The organism is Streptomyces sp. NPDC046197 (assembly GCF_040646295.1).
GTDB lineage: Bacteria > Actinomycetota > Actinomycetes > Streptomycetales > Streptomycetaceae > Streptomyces.
This window is the reverse complement of sequence record NZ_JBEYZY010000004.1, coordinates 131,862-150,732: the sequence shown is the minus strand read 5'-3', so window position 1 is coordinate 150,732 and position 18,871 is coordinate 131,862. Positions and strand designations below refer to the sequence as shown.

Annotated in this window: 18 protein-coding genes; 11 read left to right on the top strand and 7 right to left on the bottom strand. The window is 71.7% G+C overall.

The genetic code is table 11. The features are described 5' to 3' along the window. Positions 1-62: 62 nt before the first annotated feature. The 5 genes from AB0A61_RS07770 to AB0A61_RS07750 all read left to right on the top strand — a co-directional run bounded on the left by AB0A61_RS07770 (position 63) and on the right by AB0A61_RS07750 (position 6,300). A complete protein-coding gene (locus AB0A61_RS07770) occupies positions 63-1,088 on the top strand; it encodes a 6-phosphofructokinase (RefSeq protein ID WP_361287779.1) in 1,026 nt (341 codons plus the stop codon). A 110-nt stretch (positions 1,089-1,198) separates the two neighbouring features. Beyond that, positions 1,199-2,149, top strand: a complete 951-nt coding sequence (locus AB0A61_RS07765) for a cytochrome c oxidase assembly protein (protein WP_361287776.1) — start codon at positions 1,199-1,201, stop codon at positions 2,147-2,149. Positions 2,150-2,179: 30 nt separating this feature from the next. Then, the gene (locus AB0A61_RS07760; protein WP_361287773.1) at positions 2,180-3,961 is read left to right on the top strand and encodes a DUF6777 domain-containing protein; all 1,782 of its coding nucleotides are present in this window, start codon (positions 2,180-2,182) and stop codon (positions 3,959-3,961) included. Positions 3,962-4,040: 79 nt separating this feature from the next. Next, positions 4,041-6,116: a protein kinase gene (locus AB0A61_RS07755; RefSeq protein ID WP_361287770.1), complete on the top strand. Its 2,076-nt coding sequence runs from the start codon at positions 4,041-4,043 to the stop codon at positions 6,114-6,116. A 13-nt stretch (positions 6,117-6,129) separates the two neighbouring features. Further along, positions 6,130-6,300, top strand: coding sequence for a hypothetical protein (locus AB0A61_RS07750; RefSeq protein WP_361287767.1), 171 nt, complete (start codon positions 6,130-6,132; stop codon positions 6,298-6,300). A 3-nt stretch (positions 6,301-6,303) separates the two neighbouring features. On the opposite strand, the gene AB0A61_RS07745 is transcribed toward AB0A61_RS07750, so the two are convergent. Genes AB0A61_RS07745 through AB0A61_RS07730 form a run of 4 tightly spaced genes read right to left on the bottom strand, consistent with a single transcriptional unit; the run spans position 6,304 to position 10,391 of the window. Then, the gene (locus AB0A61_RS07745; RefSeq protein WP_361287764.1) at positions 6,304-7,509 is read right to left on the bottom strand and encodes a histidine kinase; all 1,206 of its coding nucleotides are present in this window, start codon (positions 7,507-7,509) and stop codon (positions 6,304-6,306) included. Continuing rightward, complete coding sequence (locus tag AB0A61_RS07740) at positions 7,506-9,218, bottom strand: cation acetate symporter (protein ID WP_361287761.1); 1,713 nt, start codon at positions 9,216-9,218, stop codon at positions 7,506-7,508. Before AB0A61_RS07740 ends, AB0A61_RS07745 begins: the two co-directional genes overlap by 4 nt. A gap of 16 nt (positions 9,219-9,234) precedes the next feature. Continuing rightward, a complete protein-coding gene (locus tag AB0A61_RS07735; protein WP_361287758.1) occupies positions 9,235-9,594 on the bottom strand; it encodes a hypothetical protein in 360 nt (119 codons plus the stop codon). Positions 9,595-9,635: 41 nt separating this feature from the next. Continuing rightward, positions 9,636-10,391: a LytTR family DNA-binding domain-containing protein gene (locus tag AB0A61_RS07730; protein ID WP_361287755.1), complete on the bottom strand. Its 756-nt coding sequence runs from the start codon at positions 10,389-10,391 to the stop codon at positions 9,636-9,638. 77 nt (positions 10,392-10,468) lie between these two features. Between AB0A61_RS07730 and AB0A61_RS07725 the strand changes: the two genes are divergently transcribed. From AB0A61_RS07725 to AB0A61_RS07710, 4 genes are all read left to right on the top strand, one after another. Beyond that, positions 10,469-10,972 (top strand): Lrp/AsnC family transcriptional regulator, encoded by a 504-nt coding sequence (locus AB0A61_RS07725; protein WP_361287752.1) that lies wholly within the window; start codon positions 10,469-10,471, stop codon positions 10,970-10,972. Positions 10,973-11,096: 124 nt separating this feature from the next. Then, a complete protein-coding gene (gene ddaH, locus AB0A61_RS07720; protein WP_361287749.1) occupies positions 11,097-11,927 on the top strand; it encodes a dimethylargininase in 831 nt (276 codons plus the stop codon). Further along, the gene (gene rocD / locus AB0A61_RS07715) at positions 11,924-13,144 is read left to right on the top strand and encodes an ornithine--oxo-acid transaminase (RefSeq protein WP_361287746.1); all 1,221 of its coding nucleotides are present in this window, start codon (positions 11,924-11,926) and stop codon (positions 13,142-13,144) included. Before ddaH ends, rocD begins: the two co-directional genes overlap by 4 nt. Positions 13,145-13,413: 269 nt before the next feature. After that, positions 13,414-14,925 carry a sugar porter family MFS transporter gene (locus AB0A61_RS07710; protein ID WP_361287743.1) on the top strand — a complete coding sequence of 504 codons (1,512 nt, stop codon included), beginning with the start codon at positions 13,414-13,416 and terminating at the stop codon, positions 14,923-14,925. A gap of 87 nt (positions 14,926-15,012) precedes the next feature. On the opposite strand, the gene AB0A61_RS07705 is transcribed toward AB0A61_RS07710, so the two are convergent. From AB0A61_RS07705 to AB0A61_RS07695, 3 genes are all read right to left on the bottom strand, one after another. After that, positions 15,013-15,690 carry a DUF305 domain-containing protein gene (locus AB0A61_RS07705; protein ID WP_361287740.1) on the bottom strand — a complete coding sequence of 226 codons (678 nt, stop codon included), beginning with the start codon at positions 15,688-15,690 and terminating at the stop codon, positions 15,013-15,015. A gap of 127 nt (positions 15,691-15,817) precedes the next feature. Then, positions 15,818-16,276, bottom strand: a complete 459-nt coding sequence (locus AB0A61_RS07700) for a DUF6153 family protein (protein WP_361287737.1) — start codon at positions 16,274-16,276, stop codon at positions 15,818-15,820. Between the two features lie 64 nt (positions 16,277-16,340). Then, on the bottom strand, positions 16,341-17,003 hold the full coding sequence (locus AB0A61_RS07695) for a DedA family protein (protein ID WP_361287735.1): 663 nt from the start codon (positions 17,001-17,003) through the stop codon (positions 16,341-16,343). Between the two features lie 216 nt (positions 17,004-17,219). Between AB0A61_RS07695 and AB0A61_RS07690 the strand changes: the two genes are divergently transcribed. Both AB0A61_RS07690 and AB0A61_RS07685 read left to right on the top strand, forming a co-directional pair. Then, positions 17,220-17,729, top strand: a complete 510-nt coding sequence (locus tag AB0A61_RS07690; protein WP_361287732.1) for a hypothetical protein — start codon at positions 17,220-17,222, stop codon at positions 17,727-17,729. Between the two features lie 377 nt (positions 17,730-18,106). Beyond that, complete coding sequence (locus AB0A61_RS07685; protein ID WP_361287729.1) at positions 18,107-18,832, top strand: lysophospholipid acyltransferase family protein; 726 nt, start codon at positions 18,107-18,109, stop codon at positions 18,830-18,832. Positions 18,833-18,871: the final 39 nt, after the last annotated feature.

Genomic DNA, 18,871 nt, shown 5'->3' with positions numbered 1-18,871 from the left:
CGGGGATCGAGCCGGACAGCGCGGTCCGGTCCCGTGCCCACGTGGAGAAGGTTATTCGGGCTATGCGCATTGGTGTCCTCACGTCCGGCGGCGACTGCCCCGGCCTGAACGCCGTCATCCGGTCCGTCGTGCACCGTGCCGTCGTCGACCACGGCGACGAGGTCATCGGCTTCCGGGACGGCTGGAAGGGCCTCCTGGAGTGCGACTACCTCAAGCTCGACCTCGACGCGGTGGGCGGCATCCTCGCCCGCGGCGGCACCATCCTCGGCTCCTCCCGGGTCCGCCCCGAGCACCTGCGGGACGGCGTGGAGCGGGCCAGGGGCCATCTCGCGGAGCTCGGCCTCGACGCGATCATCCCGATCGGCGGCGAGGGCACGCTCAAGGCGGCCCGCCTGCTGTCGGACAACGGTCTGCCCATCGTCGGCGTGCCGAAGACCATCGACAACGACATCGCGGTCACCGACGTCACCTTCGGCTTCGACACCGCTGTGACCGTCGCCACCGAGGCCCTGGACCGCCTGAAGACGACCGCCGAGTCGCACCAGCGCGTGCTGATCGTCGAGGTCATGGGCCGCCACACCGGGTGGATCGCGCTGCAGTCCGGCATGGCGGCCGGCGCCCACGCCATCGTCGTCCCGGAACGGCCCTTCGACATCGAGGAGTTGACGAAGAAGGTCGGCGAGCGCTTCGAGGCGGGCAAGAGGTTCGCGATCGTCGTGGCGGCCGAAGGCGCCAAGCCCAGGCCGGGCACCATGGACTTCGACGAGGGCGGCAAGGACCTCTACGGCCACGAGCGGTTCGCCGGGATCGCCCGGCAGCTCTCCATCGAGCTGGAGGAGCGGCTCGGCAAGGAGGCCCGCCCGGTCATCCTGGGCCATGTGCAGCGCGGCGGCACGCCGACGGCGTACGACCGGGTACTTGCGACGCGGTTCGGCTGGCACGCGGTGGAGGCCGTGCACCGTGGCGAGTTCGGCAGGATGACCGCGTTGCGCGGGACCGACATCGTGACGGTGCCGCTGGCCGAGGCGGTGGAGACGCTGAAGACGGTGCCGGAGGCTCGGTACGCCGAAGCGGAGTGCGTTCTCTGACGTTCGCCCTGAACAGGCTGCTCCGCCCCCGGTCGCAAGCGCGGCCGGGGGCGGTTCTACTCTTGGGTGCGGACAGACGCGTACAACCCCCACGAAACAGGAGCCGGCGGATGGATCACAGCGGGCACGGCATGATGACGGATCTGCCGCCGTTCACGCTCGCACGGGGGCTCCACTGGTCCGCGGACCCGTTCTTCCTGGTCGCCTGCCTGCTCGGGCTCGCCCTGTACGGCTGGGGCGTGGTGCGGCTGCGGCGGCGCGGTGACTCGTGGCCGGTGGGGCGCACGGTCGCGTACGCGGCCGGTGTGCTGACCGTCGGGCTGATGATGTGCACCGGGCTGAACGACTACGGCATGGTCATGTTCAGCGTGCACATGGTCCAGCACATGGTCATCAGCATGCTCTCCCCGATCCTGATCCTGCTCGGCGCCCCCATCACCCTGGCGCTGCGCGCGCTGCCGGTCGCCGGCAAGGGCCGCAAGGGGCCGCGCGAGGTGCTGCTGGCACTGCTGCACAGCCGCTACATGCGGATCATCACGCACCCGGCGTTCACCATCCCCCTGTTCATCGCGAGTCTGTACGCGCTGTACTTCACGTCGATCTTCGACTTCCTGATGGGGTCCAAGGCCGGACACGTCGCCATGATGGTCCACTTCCTCGCGGTGGGACTGGCGTTCTTCTGGCCGATCATGGGCGTGGACCCCGGCCCGAACCGGCCGGGGTACCTCATGCGGATGCTGGAGCTGTTCGCGGGGATGCCGTTCCACGCGTTCTTCGGCATCGCGCTGATGATGGCCTCCACGCCCATGGTCAGCACCTTCAAGCACCCGCCCGCCTCGCTCGGCATCGACGCCCTCTCCGACCAGAACGCGGCCGGCGGCATCGCCTGGGCGTTCAGCGAGATCCCCTCCGTACTGGTGCTGCTCGCGCTGCTGTTCCAGTGGTACGGCTCCGAGCAGCGGCAGGCCAAGCGCAAGGACCGGGCCGCGGACCGTGACGGCGACAAGGAACTCGAGGCATACAACGCCTATTTGGCCTCACTCAACGCACGTGGGCGCTGAAAGGCCTCTCATTCAGTAGCATGAAACGCGATGGGGGAACTGCCGCCGGGGGGAGCGGTGATGAAAATTCGCGTGTTCATGCAGAACGCAGGGAAATCGGCACTCCGGAACGTCGCCGTCCTGCTGGTTTTCGTGCTGGTTCTCAGTGGATGCAGTCACGGCGCACAATTGTTCGTAGTGAAGGCGGTTGCCGCGGGAGTTCCTTCGCTCGCGCCCTTCTTCGACGAGCGTGAGGGACTGGGCCACGACACCGGGCTCCGCGCGCAGCCGGTCCGCGGCACCCTGCAGCTGGGTGACACGCCCGGCCTGTACGGCGGGACGAGGAAGCCGACCATCTGCGATGTGGCCCGGCTGAAGAAATTCCTCACCGATCCCGCCAATCACCGAAAGGCTCAGGCGTGGGCCGGTGTCTTCGGAATCACCACCGGTGAGATCCCGGATTATCTGGACCGGCTCACTCCTGTTCTCCTGCGTCACGACACTCTTGTGCAGAACCACGACTACAAGAAGGAAAAGGCAGTCCCCTTCAGCTCTCTGCTCCAGGCGGGAATCGCCGTCCTCGTGGACGCTCAGGGACTCCCCGCCGTGAAGTGCTCGTGCGGAAATCCACTGCGGCCCTTCCCCGGCGACCCGAGCCGGATTTCGGTCAGCTTCGACGACGGCAACCGGAAATGGCCGGGGTACGACCGGGCGTCGCTGGTCGCCGTGCAGCCCGCCCCGCGGAAACTGCAGCAGCTGGCGCTCGTGGACGTCGACGATCCGGGCGTGGGCATCAAACGGCCGGTCGGCACGACGGGACGGCAGGACTCGACGTTCGACGCGCACCGGCGGATCACGGTGCCGGACCTGACCGTGATGACGTTCGGGGAGGCGAGCCGGCGCCTGGCCGCGCTCGGGCTCGCGGTCGGCTACGCGGGCACCCGGCAGCCCGCGGCGGACGACAGGGTCACGGCGTCCGATCCGCCCGCAGGCACCGCACTGCGGTTCGGGGCGTACGTGACGCTGCACGTGGCCGGGGAGACGAGCGACGGTGCGCCTCCTCCCACGGCTCCCGGGCCGTCCGGCCCCACCAAAGCGCCGCCGCCGACTGACCAGGGCACGTCCGGAACCTCGTCGTCCGAGCCGGCGTCGTCCGGGGGTGGGAGCGGGTCGTCGTCCGGAGGCGGGGCGGGGACGTCTTCCACACCGTCGTCCTCCGGCCCCTCCTCCGGAGGGCTGTCCTCCGGAGGGGGGTCGTCCGCAGGGCCGTCGTCGGGAGGGCCGTCGTCGGGAGGGACCTCGTCCGGAGGAACGTCCTCAGGAGGGCCATCCTCGGGAGGGACCTCGTCCTCAGGAGGGACCTCGTCCGAAGGGCCTTCCTCAGGAGGGACCTCGTCCGAAGGGCCTTCCTCAGGAGGGACCTCGTCCGGAGGGCCTTCCTCAGGAGAGCCTTCCTCAGGAGGGACCTCGTCCTCAGGGCCGTCCTCAGGAGGACCGTCCTCGGGAGGGACCTCGTCCGGAGGAACGTCCTCAGGAGGGACCTCGTCCTCCGGGCCATCGTCCCGCATGCCGACCTCGAACCGGCCGACCGGCTCGGGGTCCTCCCCGTCAAGCCCGCAGTCCGCGTCCCCCACGCCCCGGTCGAGCACTCCGACGCCCGTACAGCCGCGGCCGTCGAGCACGGCCCCCACCGCGGAGCCGACGTCCCCCTCACCGCCGAGGACGGCCGGTTCTCCTCCCGGGGGCACCGGCACACCGCCGAAGACGAACAGCCGGGCTCCGGCCACCGGTGCCCCCGCGTCGCCGAGCACTCCACCAGCGGCCGACCGGTGAGCAGCACACCGCCCGCGGCCGTCGCCCCCCTTTGCGGGCCCGAGGACGTAGCACCCTCGCCGAACCCGGGAGTCAACGGATGCCTTCAGGATCACCGACGTCGGGAGTGGGCCGGGTCGTCGCCGGCCGGTACCTGCTGCTGAACCGCCTGGGCAGCGGCGGGATGGGCCATGTGTGGCTCGCCCTCGACCAGAGACTGGCCTGCGAGGTAGCCCTCAAGGAGATCGTGTTCAGCAGCCCCGCGGAGGCCGACGCCGAGCGGGAGGCCCGGGTCGCCCGGGCGCGGGCCGAGGCCCGGCACGCGGCCGGACTGCGCGGCCACCCGCACGTCGTGACCGTGCACGACGTGCTGGAGCACGAGGGGCTGCCGTGGATCGTCATGGAGTACGTGCCGGGCGCGCTGGACCTGCGCGAGCTGGTCGCCCGGCACGGCCCGCTGCCGCCCGCCGAGTGCGCCCGCGTCGGACTGGCCGTGCTGGACGCACTGACCGCGGGGCACGAGCGCGGGGTGATGCACCGGGACGTGAAACCGGCGAACATCCTGCTCGCAGCGGACCGCGCGGGCGCGCCGTACGCGCGGGTCCTGCTCACCGACTACGGCATCTCCGTGCGCCCGGACGCCGACGAGACGCGATACACGCTGACGTCCGTCCTCGTGGGCACCGCGGGCTATCTGGCACCGGAACGTGCCACGGGCGGGGCACCCACGCCGGCCGCCGACCTCTTCTCACTGGGCTGCACGCTCTACTACGCCGTCGAGGGACAGGGTCCTTTCGAGCGCGGGTCGCACCTCGCGGAGATCACCGCCGTGGTGATGGAGGAGCCGCGGCCACCGGTGCGGGCGGGCGCGCTGGAACCCGTCCTCCGCGCGATGCTCGAGAAGGATCCCGCGCGACGGACCACGGCGGCCGACGCGGAGGCGGCGCTGTCGCGGATCGTCGTGCCCGAGTCCGCGTCCGAGCACTACCGGCGGACCCGGACCGACGTGGGTTCCGAGCCGCCCTGGGAAGCCGGGCCAGGTCAGAACCGGCTCTTGCCTACTTCCGGTTCGACACTCGGCCGGAACACCTTCGACGCACCGTCCACCCCGGTCACCGGCCGGAACGGCTTCGAAGCCGCGTCCACCCCGGCCCCCAACGCACACGGCTTCACCGCACCATCCGCCCCGGCCCCCAACGCACACGGCTTCGCAGCACCATCCGCCCCGCCCCCCAGCCCACACAGCCTCAAAGCACCCTCCACGCCGACCTCCCGCCCACACGGCTCCGGAACACCATCCGCCCCGGACCCCGGCCCATCGCCGGCTCCCGCGCCCGCCGCCACCCCCGGTCGGCGGCACCGCACCCGCCGCCGCTTCCTCCGGCCCGTCCTGTCCCTGGCCCTCGGGCTGGTCCTCGCCCTGGGCGGCGTCTGGTACGCCATGGCCAACCGGACGACAGGCGCAACCGCGCAGCCCTACGGGAAGGCCGTCGGGCTGAGCGCGCCGCTCAAGGACGGTGACTGCGTGCTGGCCGACTGGCCGGACGGCCGCTTCCAGGGCACGCCGCGGCTGAGCGTGGATCCCAGTTGCCGGGACAAGGCACCCGACGGTCAGGTGATGGGCTTCGTGCCCGCCGCGTCCGCCGCGGAGGCGGCGCGGCTGGGTCCGGCGCGGTGCGAGCAGCGGACGCAGGAGGTCCGGGAGAGGCTCGCGGACGTGCGGGGTCTGGCCGTCGTACCGACCGTGGCGGGATTCGAGGCCGCCGGGCGGCGCACCGTGTGCCTGGTGCTCGGCGCACATGGTCCGGTGTACGGCCCGCTGGGCGATCACCGCAAAACGGGCTCGGCCTTCCCCGACACCGCCACCATGCAGAAGCGGGACTGTCTGGACGTCCACTCGAACCGGGAGGCCCGCCTGGTGCCCTGCACCGGTCGGCACGATCAGGAGGTGCTGGGCTTCACCAGGCTGGCCCGCGGTGTCACGCTCGCCGGGGCCCGCACCGCGTCCGACGCGGCCTGCTCCCAGGACGTACCGCCGGGCGACTACGGCTTCGACCCTTCGGTGTACGAGGCGGCGTCCTGGACGAGCGAGGGTCCGTGGAAGTCCGGAACGCATCTGGTCGTGTGTGCCGTCAGAAAGCAGAACGGGGGCACCATGGAGGGGGACGGACCATGAGGAGGGTGTCGCGATGCCCGGTTCCACGGACAGTTCCACGAAGGCGATGGGGGTGCTCACCGTCGGCGCCCTCGTCGTGGTGACGGCCTACACGGTGGCGCTAGGCAGCAGCGGCTGGCTGTGGTTCGGCTGGGTCGTCCTGGGCCTGATCACCCTCGGCATGGTCGTCACCCGCGGCACCTGACTCTCACTCCACGGCGAGGCGCCCCGAAGAGTGCACGCCCGGCTGGTACTTCGGCAGCCGGGTGGTGATCTTCATGCCCGCCCCCGGCGCGGTCTCGATGACGAGGCCGTGAGCGTCACCGTAGACCTGGCGCAGCCGGTCGTCGACGTTGGACAGCCCGATGCCGCCCGAGGGGCTGACCTCGCCGGCCAGGATGCGGTGCAGCAACTCGGGGTCCATCCCGGCGCCGTCGTCCTCGATGACGACCAGGGCCTCGGCCCCGGCGTCCTGCGCGGTGATCCGGATGTGGCAGGTGTCCGGCTTGCCTTCGAGGCCGTGTTTGACGGCGTTCTCCACCAGCGGCTGCAGACACAGGAAGGGCAGCGCCACGGGGAGCACCTCGGGGGCGATCTGCAGGGTGACGGCGAGGCGGTCGCCGAAGCGTGCCCGGACGAGCGCCAAGTAGTGCTCGATGGCGTGGAGTTCGTCGGCGAGGGTGGTGAAGTCGCCGTGCCGGCGGAACGAGTAGCGGGTGAAGTCGGCGAACTCCAGCAGCAGTTCACGGGCGCGTTCGGGGTCGGTACGGACGAAGGATGCGATCACCGCGAGGGAGTTGAAGATGAAGTGCGGTGAGATCTGGGCGCGCAGGGCCCTGATCTCGGCCTCGATGAGCCGGGTGCGGGAGCGGTCCAGGTCGGCGAGCTCCAACTGGACGGAGACCCAGCGGGCGACCTCGGCGGCCGCCCGCACCAGGACGGCCGACTCGCGGGGTGCGCAGGCGACGAGGGCGCCGTGCACGCGGTCGTCGACGGTGAGCGGGGCGACGACCGCCCACCGCACCGGGCAGTCCTGGGTCGCGCAGTCGAGCCGGAAGGCCTCACCGCGGCCGGTCTCCAGGGGGCCGGTGAGGCGTTCCATGATTTCGGCGCGGTGGTGTCCGCCCACGCCGTCCCAGGCCAGGACCCGCTGGTCGTCCGTGAGACACAGGGCGTCGGTGCCGAGCAGGGAGCGCAGCCGGCGGGCCGATCGGCGGGCGGTGTCCTCCGTCAGCCCCGCCCGCAGCGGGGGCGCGGCCAGGGAGGCGGTGTGCAGGGTCTGGAAGGTGGCGTGCTCGACCGGGGTGCCGAGTCCGCCGAGGCTCTCCGGGCGGGCGGTGCGCCGGCCGAGCCAGAAACCGGCGGCGAGCAGCGGCAGGACGGCCACGCACAGCCCGGCCAGGAAGCCGCTCATGCCCTGACCTCCGCCCGCAGCTGCTCGGGGAGGTGGAGCCGGGCCAGGACGGCCGCCGTCCCGGCGGGCACCCGGCCCGGCGTGGCAAGGGAGACGAGCGCCATGGTGAGGAAACCCAGCGGCACCGACCACAGGGCGGGCCAGGCGAGCAGCGTGCGCAGCGGGCCGGCACCGGGGTAGCCCGCCATGGTCGCGGCGACGGCGGCGAGCGCACAGCCGCCGCCCACCAGCATCCCGGCGGCCGCGCCGGGTGGGGTGAGGCGCCGCCACCAGATGCCGAGGACGAGCAGGGGGCAGAAGGACGAGGCGGACACGGCGAAGGCCAGCCCGACGGCGTCGGCGACCGGCAGTCCGCCGACCAGCACACTGGCGGCGAGCGGGACGGCCATGGCCAGCACCGTGCCGAGCCGGAAGTGCCGTACGCCGCGCGAGGGCAGGACGTCCTGGGCCAGCACCCCGGCCACGGCCATGGTCAGGCCGGAGGCGGTGGACAGGAACGCGGCGAAGGCGCCGCCCGCGACCAGCGCGCCCAGCAGGTCGCCGCCGAGGCCGCCGATCATGCGGTCGGGCAGCAGCAGGACGGCGGCGTCCGCGTCCCCGGTGAGAGCCAGTTCCGGGGTGTACAGGCGGCCCAGGGCACCGTAGACGGGCGGCAGCAGGTAGAAGCCGCCGATCAGTACGAGGACCGCAACCGTCGTGCGGCGGGCGGCGACCCCGTGCGGGCTGGTGTAGAAGCGGACCACGACGTGCGGCAGGCCCATGGTGCCGAGGAAGGTGGCGAGGATCAGTCCGTAGGTGGCGTACAGCGGGCGCCGCTCGCCGCCCGCGGCCGACGCGGTGGACACGGCGCCGCTGCTGCCGGGCCTCGCCTCGGGTACCTCGCTGCCCCGCGGGAAGGTCAGGCGGGTGCCGCGCTCGACGCGGTGGACGCCGGCGGACAGCCGTACCGGCCGGGCGTCGTGGCCGCGGCCGTCGACCGTGCCGGTCACGGTGACGGACAGCGGCCGGTCCAGGCGGAGATCGAGGGTGTCGCCGACGCGGACGGTGCGCTGCTCCCGGAAGGCCGTCGGTTCGTCGAAGGCGTGGCGGGGCGCGCCGTCGGCCTGCCAGGCGAGTACCAGGAAGAGGGCGGGGACGAGCAGCGCGGTCAGTTTCAGCCAGTACTGGAAGGCCTGCACGAAGGTGATGCTGCGCATGCCGCCCGCGGCCACGGTCGCGACCACGACGAGGGCGACGATCACGCCGCCGAGTGCGTCGGGTGCTCCGGTGAGCACCGTCAAGGTCAGTCCGGCGCCCTGGAGTTGGGGCAGCAGATAGAGCCAGCCGACCCCGACGACGAAGCCGCCGGCGAGCCGCCGTACGGCGTGCGAGGCAAGCCGGGCCTCGGCGAAGTCGGGCAGCGTGTAGGCGCCGGAGCGGCGCAGCGGGGCGGCGACGAACAGGAGCAGCACCAGGTAGCCGGCCGCGTAGCCCACCGGGTACCACAGCATGTCCGGGCCCTGCACCAGCACCAGGCCGGCGATGCCGAGGAAGGAGGCGGCGGAGAGGTACTCGCCGCCGATGGCGGCCGCGTTCAGGCGCGGGCCGACGGTGCGGGAGGCGACGTAGAAGTCGGAGGTGGTGCGTGAGATGCGCAGGCCGAAGGCGCCGACGAGGACCGTGGCCACGACGACCAGGGCGACGGCGGGGACGGCGTAGCCGGAGTTCACGGTCCGGGCGGTCCTCTCAGCGGTCCTCGACGAGGCGTACGAAGTCGCGTTCGTTGCGTTCGGCGCGGCGGACGTACCAGCGGGCGAGCAGGACCAGGGGCGCGTACAGGCAGAAGCCGAGCACCGCCCACCGCAGCCGACGGGCGTCCGGGGCGGCCGCGAACACCAGCGGCAGCGGGCCGACGAGCAGGACCAGCACCGCGCACACCGTCAGCGCGGCGCGCAGTTGGGTGCGCATCAGGGAGCGGACGTAGGTGTGCCCGAGGGTGGTCTGCTCGTCGATCTCCGTGCGGGGGCGGTAGTGGCCGGGGGCACGCCGGATGCGGCGGGGCGGGCCGGTGACGACGACTCGGCGCTCGGTCGGGTCCTGTGGCATGGGCTTCCCTCGGCACGTGGTGTCCTGCGGCATGTACCCCCCTAGCGCGCGGTCCGGCGCATCAGCAGGTCCCGCAGTTCGCGGGCGTGGCGGCGGCTGACCTGGAGTTCCTCGGAGCCGACGAGCACGCTCACCGTGCCCGCGTCCAGGCGGAGTTCGCCGATGTGGCGCAGCGCCACCAGGTGGCGGCGGTGAATGCGGACGAAGCCGCGGGAGCGCCAGCGCTCCTCCAGCGTGGACAGCGGGATGCGCACCAGGTGGCTGCCCCTGTCGGTGTGCAGGCGCGCGTAGTCGCCCTGCGCCTCGACGTGGGTGATGTCGTCGACGGCGACGAACCGGGTCACGCCGCCGAGTTCGACGGGGAGGTGGTCGGGGTCGGGCTCGCTCACCGGAATCCGGGGCGCGGTGCCGCGCAGTTGGGCGGTCCGGCGCACGGCTTCGGCCAGCCGCTCCTTGCGGACCGGCTTGAGGACGTAGTCGACGGCCTTGAGGTCGAAGGCCTGCACCGCGAAGTCCTCGTGGGCGGTGACGAACACGATCAGCGGCGGCTCGGCGAACCCGGTCAGCAGCCGGGCCAGGTCCAGCCCGTCCAGGCCGGGCATCTGGACGTCGAGGAAGACCACGTCGATGGCGTCCGGGCCGGCGGGACCCGACCGGAGCGCCCGGTTGATGCGGCGCAGCGCCTCGGTGGCGTCACCGGCGCCCTCGACGCCGCCGACGCGGGGGTCCGCGCCCAGCAGGTAGAGCAGCTCCTCCAGCGAGGGGCGTTCGTCGTCGACGGCGAGGGCGCGGAGCATGAACGTGGAGTGTAGGGGTGATCCGCACGCCTGGACATGTGCCGGGTATGGACGTTCCCGCTGGATACAGTGCCGACATGAACAGCAGGCCAGCGCCGTTCGACGAGCTCGACCGGAAGATCCTCACCGCCCTCATGGCCAACGCCCGCAGCAGCTTCCCGGAGATCGGCGCGGCGATCGGTCTGTCCGCGACGGCGGTCAAGCGCCGGGTGGACCGGCTGCGCGAGGCGGGTGTGATCACCGGGTTCACGGCCACGGTGAAGCCGTCGGCGCTGGGCTGGCGCACGGAGGCGTACGTCGAGGTGTACTGCGAGGGCGCGGCTCCGCCGCGGCGGCTCGCGGAGGTCGTCCGCAACCACCCGGAGATCACGGCGGCCATGACGGTGACGGGCGGCGCGGACGCGCTGCTGCATGTGCGGGCACGGGACGTGCAGCACTTCGAGGAGGTGCTGGAGCGGATCCGGACGGAGCCGTTCATCCGCAAGACGATCAGTGTGATGGTGCTGTCCCATCTGCTGCCGGACAGTCCGGAGGCGGGGGCCAGCCACGCCGCACCCGAGGACGCAGCGGACGTGCGTTAATGCTGGCCAGGACGCAGCGATCCTGCGTGGATGCGCAGCTTTCATTTCTTGTCGCGCGTCCGGGTCGCTTCCTACCTTTGTGTCACCCCTCAGTCGACACCCCTGGAAGCGGAGGAACACCTCTGTGCCCGAATCCCGTGTGCCGCGGCGGCGGCGCTTCGTCGTCTGCGAACCCAGACACTTCGCCGTGCAGTACGCGATCAATCCCTGGATGCATCCCGACACCCCCGTCGACGTGGCACTGGCCCAGCGGCAGTGGCACGAGCTGATCCGCGTCTACCGTGCCCACGGCCACGGCGTCGACTGCGTGGAGCCGGTGCCCGGTCTGCCGGACATGGTCTTCGCCGCGAACGCCGCGGTGGTCGCCGGCGGCCGTGTCTTCGGTTCGCTCTTCCACGCCCCCGAGCGGCGTCCCGAGTCCCTCCCCTACGACACGTGGTTCAAGTCGGCCGGTTTCGACGTCTACCGGCCGGAGTCGGTGTCCGAGGGCGAGGGCGACCTGGTGCCCACGGGCCGATGGGTCCTGGCCGGCACCGGCTTTCGCACCACCCGGGAGGCCCATCGTGAGGCGCAGGAGTTCTTCGGCCTCCCGGTGATCAGCCTGACGCTGGTGGACCCCTACTTCTACCACCTGGACACGGCGCTGTTCGTCCTCGACGACGGGGCCGACGGCGGTGACGGGAACATCGCCTACTACCCGGAGGCCTTCTCCCCCGGCAGCCGCGAGGTGCTCGCCCGGCTGTACCCGGACGCGGTGATCGCCACCCGCGAGGACGCGATGGCCTTCGGCCTCAACTCCGTCTCCGACGGACGTCACGTGTTCATCTCACCCGGGGCGACCGCCCTCGCCGACCAGCTCGCACACCGCGGCTACGTCCCCGTCCCCGTCGACCTGTCCGAGTTCCACAAGGCCGGCGGCGGCATCAAGTGCTGCACCCAGGAGATCCGCTCATGACCGCACCCGCCCGTACCCGCTCCTCCGCCGAACTGATCCAGGCGGAGCAGCCGGTCCTCGCGCACAACTACCACCCCCTGCCCGTCGTCGTGGCCGGCGCCGAGGGCACCTGGGTCGAGGACGTCGAGGGCCGCCGTTACCTCGACATGCTGGCCGGCTACTCGGCCCTCAACTTCGGCCACCGCCACCCCGTGCTGATCGAGGCGGCCCACCGCCAGCTCGACCGGCTCACCCTCACCTCCCGCGCCTTCCACAACGACCGGCTAGCCGAATTCGCCGAGCGGCTCGCCGAGTTGACCGGGCAGGACATGGTGCTGCCCATGAACACCGGCGCCGAGGCGGTGGAGAGCGGCATCAAGGTGGCCCGCAAATGGGCGTACGAGGTCAAGGGCGTGCCGGCCGACCGGGCGACGATCGTGGTCGCGTCGGACAACTTCCACGGCCGTACGACCACGATCGTGAGCTTCTCGACGGACGAGACGGCACGGTCGGGCTTCGGGCCGTTCACCCCTGGATTCCGGATCGTCCCCTACAACGACCTGGCGGCGCTGGAGGCCGCGGTCGACGAGACGACGGCGGCGGTGCTGATCGAGCCGATCCAGGGCGAGGCGGGCGTCGTCATCCCCGACGACGGTTACCTGACCGGCGTACGGGAACTGACGCGCCGCAAGGGCTGCCTCTTCCTGGCGGACGAGATCCAGTCGGGTCTCGGCCGCACGGGACGCACCCTCGCCGTGGAGCACGAGGACGTCGTGCCGGACGTCCTGCTGCTCGGCAAGGCGCTGGGCGGCGGCATCGTGCCCGTGTCGGCGGTCGTCGGCAGCCGGGAAGTGCTGGGCGTGCTGCGGCCGGGCGAGCACGGGTCGACGTTCGGCGGCAACCCGCTGGCAGCCGCGGTCGGCACGGCGGTCGTCGAACTCCTGGAGACCGGCGAGTTCCAGCGCCGTGCCGCCGAGTTGGGCGTGGTCCTGCGCGAGGGGCTGACCGGGCTGGTCGGCAGGGGTGTGGTCGGTTTCCGCTCGCGCGGTCTGTGGGCGGGCGTCGACATCGACCCGGCCATCGGCACCGGGCGCGAGATCAGCGAAGGTCTGATGCGGGAGGGCGTCCTGGTCAAGGACACCCACGGCTCCACGATCCGGCTGGCGCCGCCGCTGACCATCACGGAGGACGAGCTCCGCTCGGCGCTGGTGTCCTTGGAGAAGGTACTGACCGTCTGACGGCGGATCCGCCGGGGGCGCGCCGACACGGTGCGGACGCCCCCGGCGCAGACCGTGTCTCCGGGGGCACTGGCGGGGTGTCTCCGGGGCCACGGGTTGGTGCGCGCCGATGTCTCCCGGCGCCGACTCGGGCCGTGTTCGCCGGTCGTCTCGGGGCCGTCGGGGATGCTCCGGTCGCGCGAGCGGGGTACTCGTCGCATGATGCAGGAGACACGGAAGAGGGCCGCGCTCGGCGGATGCCGGGCGCTTGCGCGACAGGAGGCCCCGCCGTGAGCGAGACACAGGCAGCACAACGGCCCGGACCCGCACGCCGGGAGAACGTCCTCGCCGCGCTGGACCGGCGACAGCCCAGCGCCTTCTACTGGTCGCTGACCCTCCTGGCGACCCTCGGTGGCTTCCTGTTCGGCTACGACACGGCCAACATCGGTTCCGTCCTGGACTTCATCCCGTACCACCTGAGCGGCTTCGCCCTCGGCTATCTGGTGGCGGGTGCCTCCGTGGGCGCCGCGGTCGGGGCGATCCTCGCCGGCCCCGCGACGGACCGGTTCGGCCGCAAGTCGCTGCTGATCGTGGACGCGGGCATCTACGCGGCCGGGGCGCTGCTGTCGGCGGTCACCTGGAACGCGGAGGTGCTCCTGGTGGCCCGCACCCTGATCGGGCTGGCCATCGGGGCGGACTCCGCCATCGCCACCGCCTACATCTCGGAGTACGCGCCCGCCAACCGGCGGGGTTCGCTGAGCATGCTTCAGCAGTGGATGATCACCGTCGGCATCCTCGTCTCCTACCTGGTGGCCCTGGCCGTGCTGCGCAGCATGCCGGGCAACGCGTACGGCGCAGACTGGCGGCTGATCTTCGGCCTGGGTGCCGTGCCCGCACTGATCGGTCTCGTGCTGCGCACCCGGATGCCGGAGTCCCCGCGGTGGCTGCTGCAGCAGGGCCGGTACGAAGACGTCCGCAAGGCCCTCGGCAAACTCGGCGTCGAGGTCTCGTTGCGCCAGGTCGAGGACACCGCACAGGAGGTCCTGCGGCAGGAGCGGCGGGAGCAGAGCGACAAGCGCGTCAGCCACTGGACCCCCGGGGTACGCCGGGCGGTCCTCGTGGTCTCCGTGTTCTTCGTGTTCCAGCAGATCACCGGCATCAACGTGCCGCTGTACTACGGCCCCCACCTGCTGGCGCCGCTGTTCCAGAGCGGCGGGCACGGCCAGGCCGTGGACGCGGCGATCGCGGGTGTCGAGGTCACCGCGATCATGACCGCGGTGAACGTGGCGGCGACGTACTTCGGCTTCAAGTACATCGACCGCATCGGACGCCGGCGTCTGTCCATGGGCGCCTACGGGGGTATGGCGGTCGCCGCCGTGCTTGCGGGTATCGCTCTCGGATTCCTGAGCGGCACGGCCGAGATCGTCGTCGTGATGATCGGCCTGGACCTGTTCATCGCGGCGTTCGCCGTCGGCGTCGGCGGCACCGGATGGCTGATTCAGGGCGAGACGTTCCCGACGGCGGTGCGCGGCCGGGCGGCGTCGCTGTGCGCGACGGCGGACTGGCTGGCCAACTTCGCCCTGATCGAGGTCTTCCCGGTCTGGCAGGGCGCGATCGGCCTGGGCTGGGTGCTGGTCTGCTTCGCGGGGCTGTGCCTGATGGCGATCGCGTTCGTGTGGGCCTTCCTGCCGGAGACCAAGGGGCTGTCCGTGGACGAGATCATCCACCTGTACGAGAAGCAGGCCCGCACCGGCCGGCCGGCGTCCGGGATCGGACCGGCGGCGCATCAGGAGACCGGGTGAGGCGCCGCACGGGCCCGCGCACCATTGACGATCACGGAGCGCCCCGGGGCGGCCGTACGGGCACGTACGCCCCGGGGCGGACGGGCGTCACCGCCGGCCGAGCATCCTCCTCATCTCGGCGATCTCGGCCGACTGCGAGGTGACGATCGATGCCGCCATCGCCGTGGCGGGGCCGTAGGCCCCCTTGACCTTCTCGGTCCGGGCCATGTCGACGGCGCCCTCGTGATGGCCGATCATCATCTGGAGGAACGCCTGGTCGAAGGCGTCACCGGACAGCTTCTCCAGCCTGCCCATGTCGCCGTCCGGCATCATGCCGGGCACCGACGAGCCCGAGTGGTCCATCCCCGGCATGCCCGCCATGCCTGACGCGCCGCTGTCCGGGACCTTCGCGCCCCAGGCCTTCAGCCAGCCCGTCATCGTGTTGATCTCCGGGTCCTGAGCCTTGCTGATGGCGGCGGCGAGGTCTTTGACCTGCTGGGACCCGGCGCGTGACGGGGCGAGGCCGGCCATGGCGAGGGCCTGCCGGTGGTGGGGGATCATCTTCTGCGCGAAGGACACGTCCTGCGCGTCGTGCCCACTCTGCCGGGCAGAGGCGGACGGGCTGGAGGACATCGCTCCCATGCCGGGCCCGGCGTGACCGGAGGACTCCGAGGACGAGTCGCCGCCACCGCAGGCGGTCAGAACCGCCGCGGCGGTCGCTGCCCCGGCCAGCGCTGCGGCGCGGCGGACGAGAGAACGGCGGGATGCCTTGAGGCGAGATGCCATGAGAGGTACAGCGCGAGATGCCATGAGAAGTACAGCTCCTTGAAGGCCGCGCGTGGGAGCGCGGGAAGAACGGGTCTTGGGCGGACCGGTGCACACCACCCCGGGTGAGGGCGGCGTGCGGGCGCCTCTAGATCCGCAGGAGCTGCAACTCGGAGAGATCGGGCGGAGCCCGGTCGTCGTTCGCCCCGGCGACCGTGGTGCCGGGGTGCACCGCGGCGGGCTCAGCGGGCACCGCGGTCAGGGGCAGCAGGGCGGGCGGCGCGTACGCGGTGGACGTACCGGCGGCCGCGCAGGTGCCGCCCGCGTGCCGCATGGACATGCCGCCGTCCGCGTCCGCGTCGGACAGGTGGCGGCAGGCGTCGCCGGCCCGGTGCACGGGCGCGGCGTGCCGGTCGGCCCCCTCGGGCGCCGCCGTCATGGCGGTGTGCTGCCCCGGCGCCGCCATCATGGCCGTGTGCTGCCCCGACGCCGGCATGCCGGCCGGGGACAGCGCGTGCATCGCGAGCACTCCGGCCAGCACGGCCAGGGCGAGGAGCATCCAACGCGCTCGGCCGGCCACGGAGCCGGTGCGCACGCTGGATGTCATGGCCCCATCCTACGGAGCCGCTCGCCGCCGGCCGGCGCCGCCCCGCCGCCGGTCGGTGGCCGCCTCACCCCTTGTCGCTGACGCTCTCCCTCTCGCCCTGCACCTCTCGCCCCGCACGCCTGCGCCGCAGCAGGTGCCGGACGACCAGCGCGACGACGAGGACGCCGAAAGCGATCAGCACGTACCTCTGGTACCGGCTGATCTCGTCGTAGACGGCGTTGATGTGCGTGCCCGCGATGTAGGCCAGGGTGGTCCACAGTCCGACCCACAGCGCCGCGCCTAGTGCGTTGAAGGCGAGGAACCGCCGCCAGGGCATGCCCGATGTCCCGGCAATGATGCCGTTGGCCTGGCGCAGCCCCTCGATGAAGCGTGCCACAGTGACGATCTTGCCGCCGTGGTGCGCGAAGAACCGCTCGGCCGCCCGGAACCGTTCCGGGGTGAGGAACACGTACCGGCCCCAGCGGTGGACGAAGGCGCGGCCACCCGAGCGGCCGATCAGGTAGCCGATGTTGTCCCCGGCGACGGCCGCGACGAACGCGATCGCCGCCACGGCCCCGACGTTCAGCCGCCCGGCCCCGGCGTAGACACCGGCCGCGATCAGAATCGTCTCGCCGGGGGCCGGGATTCCGAAGTCCTCCACGAAGACCACAGCAGCGACGGCCCAGTACCCGTAGTGGCTGAGCAACGGTGCCAGGTGCCCGAGCGGGCCCGGAAGCGGAGGCTCCATGTCCCCCACCGTACGTCCGCGGGATCAGCACGAGGCCGCCTCCGGGCGAGGCCGAACTTCTTGGACGCCCGCGCGTGTCATGCAGCGCGCGCCGGACCAGGAGATGCCCCGGATGCTCCCGAGCGCCCCCGTTGCGGGAGTTCGCCCGAAGTGCGGATGCGGGCAGTGATCGCCGAGTAGTGGGTGACCATCCAGCCCACGGAAGGAAGGAAAGCGATGAACCGACCCAGGGCCCGGCGCGCCGGGCTCACCGTCCTCAGCGCGCTCTTGGCCGGAGGACTGCTGACGGCCGCCGCGCCCTCCGCCGCCGCCGGTCCCGCGAAGTACACGCACGCGGCCGCGGCCCAGCAGTTACGGAACGCGGGCATCACCTGGACCTCGTCCGGTGCGTGCAGCAACCGGAACAACTCGAGGTGTACGTCGTTCGACCAGATCAACAAGACCACCATCTCCGGCGTGATCGCGTTCAAGGGCGCAAGCCGTTGCGCGGTGACCATCACCGGCGGCACGGAGACGGGGCACGCCCCCGGCACGTACAGCCACTGGAACGGCTACAAGGTCGACGTGAAGCTGACCTCGTGCGTGGACCGGTACGTGACGACGAAGTTCCGTTACGTCGGCCCGCGCCCCGGTGACCACGCGAAGCAGTACAGGTCACCAGCGGGCAACATCTATGCCCACGAGGGCTCGCACTGGGACATCACGTACTACAACGGCGGGAGCTGAACCACTGTGCCGTGGTGGGGGCCGACCGGGCCGGCCCCCACCTCGGTTCTCAAACGGCGCCGGCAACAGTAATGGTCCCTGAAATCAAGAGCCACATGCCTGCCATGCAGCATCTGTGTTTGCGTCACCTTGCACCGCGGAGTTGATCCCCGCCCGCCAGGGGCGGAAGGCTGATCCCGCACTCCCCACCCGTGCCACAACCACCCGACCGCGCAGCCGATTACCCATGGGTAAAGGCGGCGTTGGGTCAGCATTGACACGACCGGACCCGGTTCCACGTGACTGCGCCCGCACTTACACTGGCACCCCCGCGACACGCCGGTTGACCTGCGAGAACGCGGCGGTTGAGCCGATCCGCACGAGTGAGGAGCGACCCCTTGTTCTACTACCTGCTCAAATACGTGCTGCTGGGACCGCTGCTGAGACTCGTCTTCCGGCCGCGTATCGAGGGCCTGGAGCACGTGCCGGCGTCCGGATCGGCCATCGTCGCGGGCAACCATCTGTCGTTCTCGGACCACTTCCTGATGCCCGCGATCCTCAAACGGCGCATCACCTTTCTCGCCAAGGCGGAGTACTTCACGGGCCCGGGCATCAAGGGCCGGCTCACTGCGGCCTTCTTCCGCAGCGCCGGGCAGATCCCGGTCGACCGCTCCGGCAGGAATGCCGGTCAGGCCGCGATCCGGGAGGGCCTCGGCGTGCTGCGCAAGGGTGAGCTGCTCGGCATCTACCCGGAGGGCACCCGGTCGCACGACGGCCGGCTGTACAAGGGCAAGGTCGGCGTGGCGGTCATGGCCCTGAAGGCGGGGGTACCGGTCATCCCCTGCGCGATGATCGGTACGTTCGAGGCCCAGCCGCCGGGCAAGGTCATCCCGAACGTCCACCCGGTCGTCATCCGCTTCGGCAGGCCGCTGGACTTCTCCCGCTACGCCGGTCTGGAGAACGAGAAGGCGGTCCTGCGCGCCGTCACCGACGAGATCATGTACGCGATCCTGTCCCTGTCCGAGCAGGAGTACGTCGACCAGTACGCGGCCGTCGTCAAGGCCGAGCAGGCCGCCGCCAAGGGCGAACGGGAGCGGAAGTTCCCGCGGGCACCGCTCAGTTGACGGGGTGCGCGCGGAAAGGGGCGGCCGGAAGACCGGCCG

What these genes read in the sequence shown, in the direction of transcription:
- AB0A61_RS07745 (WP_361287764.1), bottom strand. Translation starts at nt 7,509, where the DNA reads ATGAGCGGCTTCCTGGCCGGGCTGTGCGTGGCCGTCCTGCCGCTGCTC.
- AB0A61_RS07760 (WP_361287773.1), top strand. Translation starts at nt 2,180, where the DNA reads ATGGGGGAACTGCCGCCGGGGGGAGCGGTGATGAAAATTCGCGTGTTC.
- AB0A61_RS07735 (WP_361287758.1), bottom strand. Translation starts at nt 9,594, where the DNA reads ATGCCACAGGACCCGACCGAGCGCCGAGTCGTCGTCACCGGCCCGCCC.
- AB0A61_RS07690 (WP_361287732.1), top strand. Translation starts at nt 17,220, where the DNA reads ATGAACCGACCCAGGGCCCGGCGCGCCGGGCTCACCGTCCTCAGCGCG.
- AB0A61_RS07755 (WP_361287770.1), top strand. Translation starts at nt 4,041, where the DNA reads ATGCCTTCAGGATCACCGACGTCGGGAGTGGGCCGGGTCGTCGCCGGC.
- AB0A61_RS07730 (WP_361287755.1), bottom strand. Translation starts at nt 10,391, where the DNA reads ATGCTCCGCGCCCTCGCCGTCGACGACGAACGCCCCTCGCTGGAGGAG.
- AB0A61_RS07700 (WP_361287737.1), bottom strand. Translation starts at nt 16,276, where the DNA reads ATGACATCCAGCGTGCGCACCGGCTCCGTGGCCGGCCGAGCGCGTTGG.
- rocD (WP_361287746.1), top strand. Translation starts at nt 11,924, where the DNA reads ATGACCGCACCCGCCCGTACCCGCTCCTCCGCCGAACTGATCCAGGCG.
- AB0A61_RS07750 (WP_361287767.1), top strand. Translation starts at nt 6,130, where the DNA reads ATGCCCGGTTCCACGGACAGTTCCACGAAGGCGATGGGGGTGCTCACC.
- AB0A61_RS07695 (WP_361287735.1), bottom strand. Translation starts at nt 17,003, where the DNA reads ATGGAGCCTCCGCTTCCGGGCCCGCTCGGGCACCTGGCACCGTTGCTC.
- AB0A61_RS07765 (WP_361287776.1), top strand. Translation starts at nt 1,199, where the DNA reads ATGGATCACAGCGGGCACGGCATGATGACGGATCTGCCGCCGTTCACG.
- AB0A61_RS07770 (WP_361287779.1), top strand. Translation starts at nt 63, where the DNA reads ATGCGCATTGGTGTCCTCACGTCCGGCGGCGACTGCCCCGGCCTGAAC.
- AB0A61_RS07705 (WP_361287740.1), bottom strand. Translation starts at nt 15,690, where the DNA reads ATGGCATCTCGCCTCAAGGCATCCCGCCGTTCTCTCGTCCGCCGCGCC.
- AB0A61_RS07725 (WP_361287752.1), top strand. Translation starts at nt 10,469, where the DNA reads ATGAACAGCAGGCCAGCGCCGTTCGACGAGCTCGACCGGAAGATCCTC.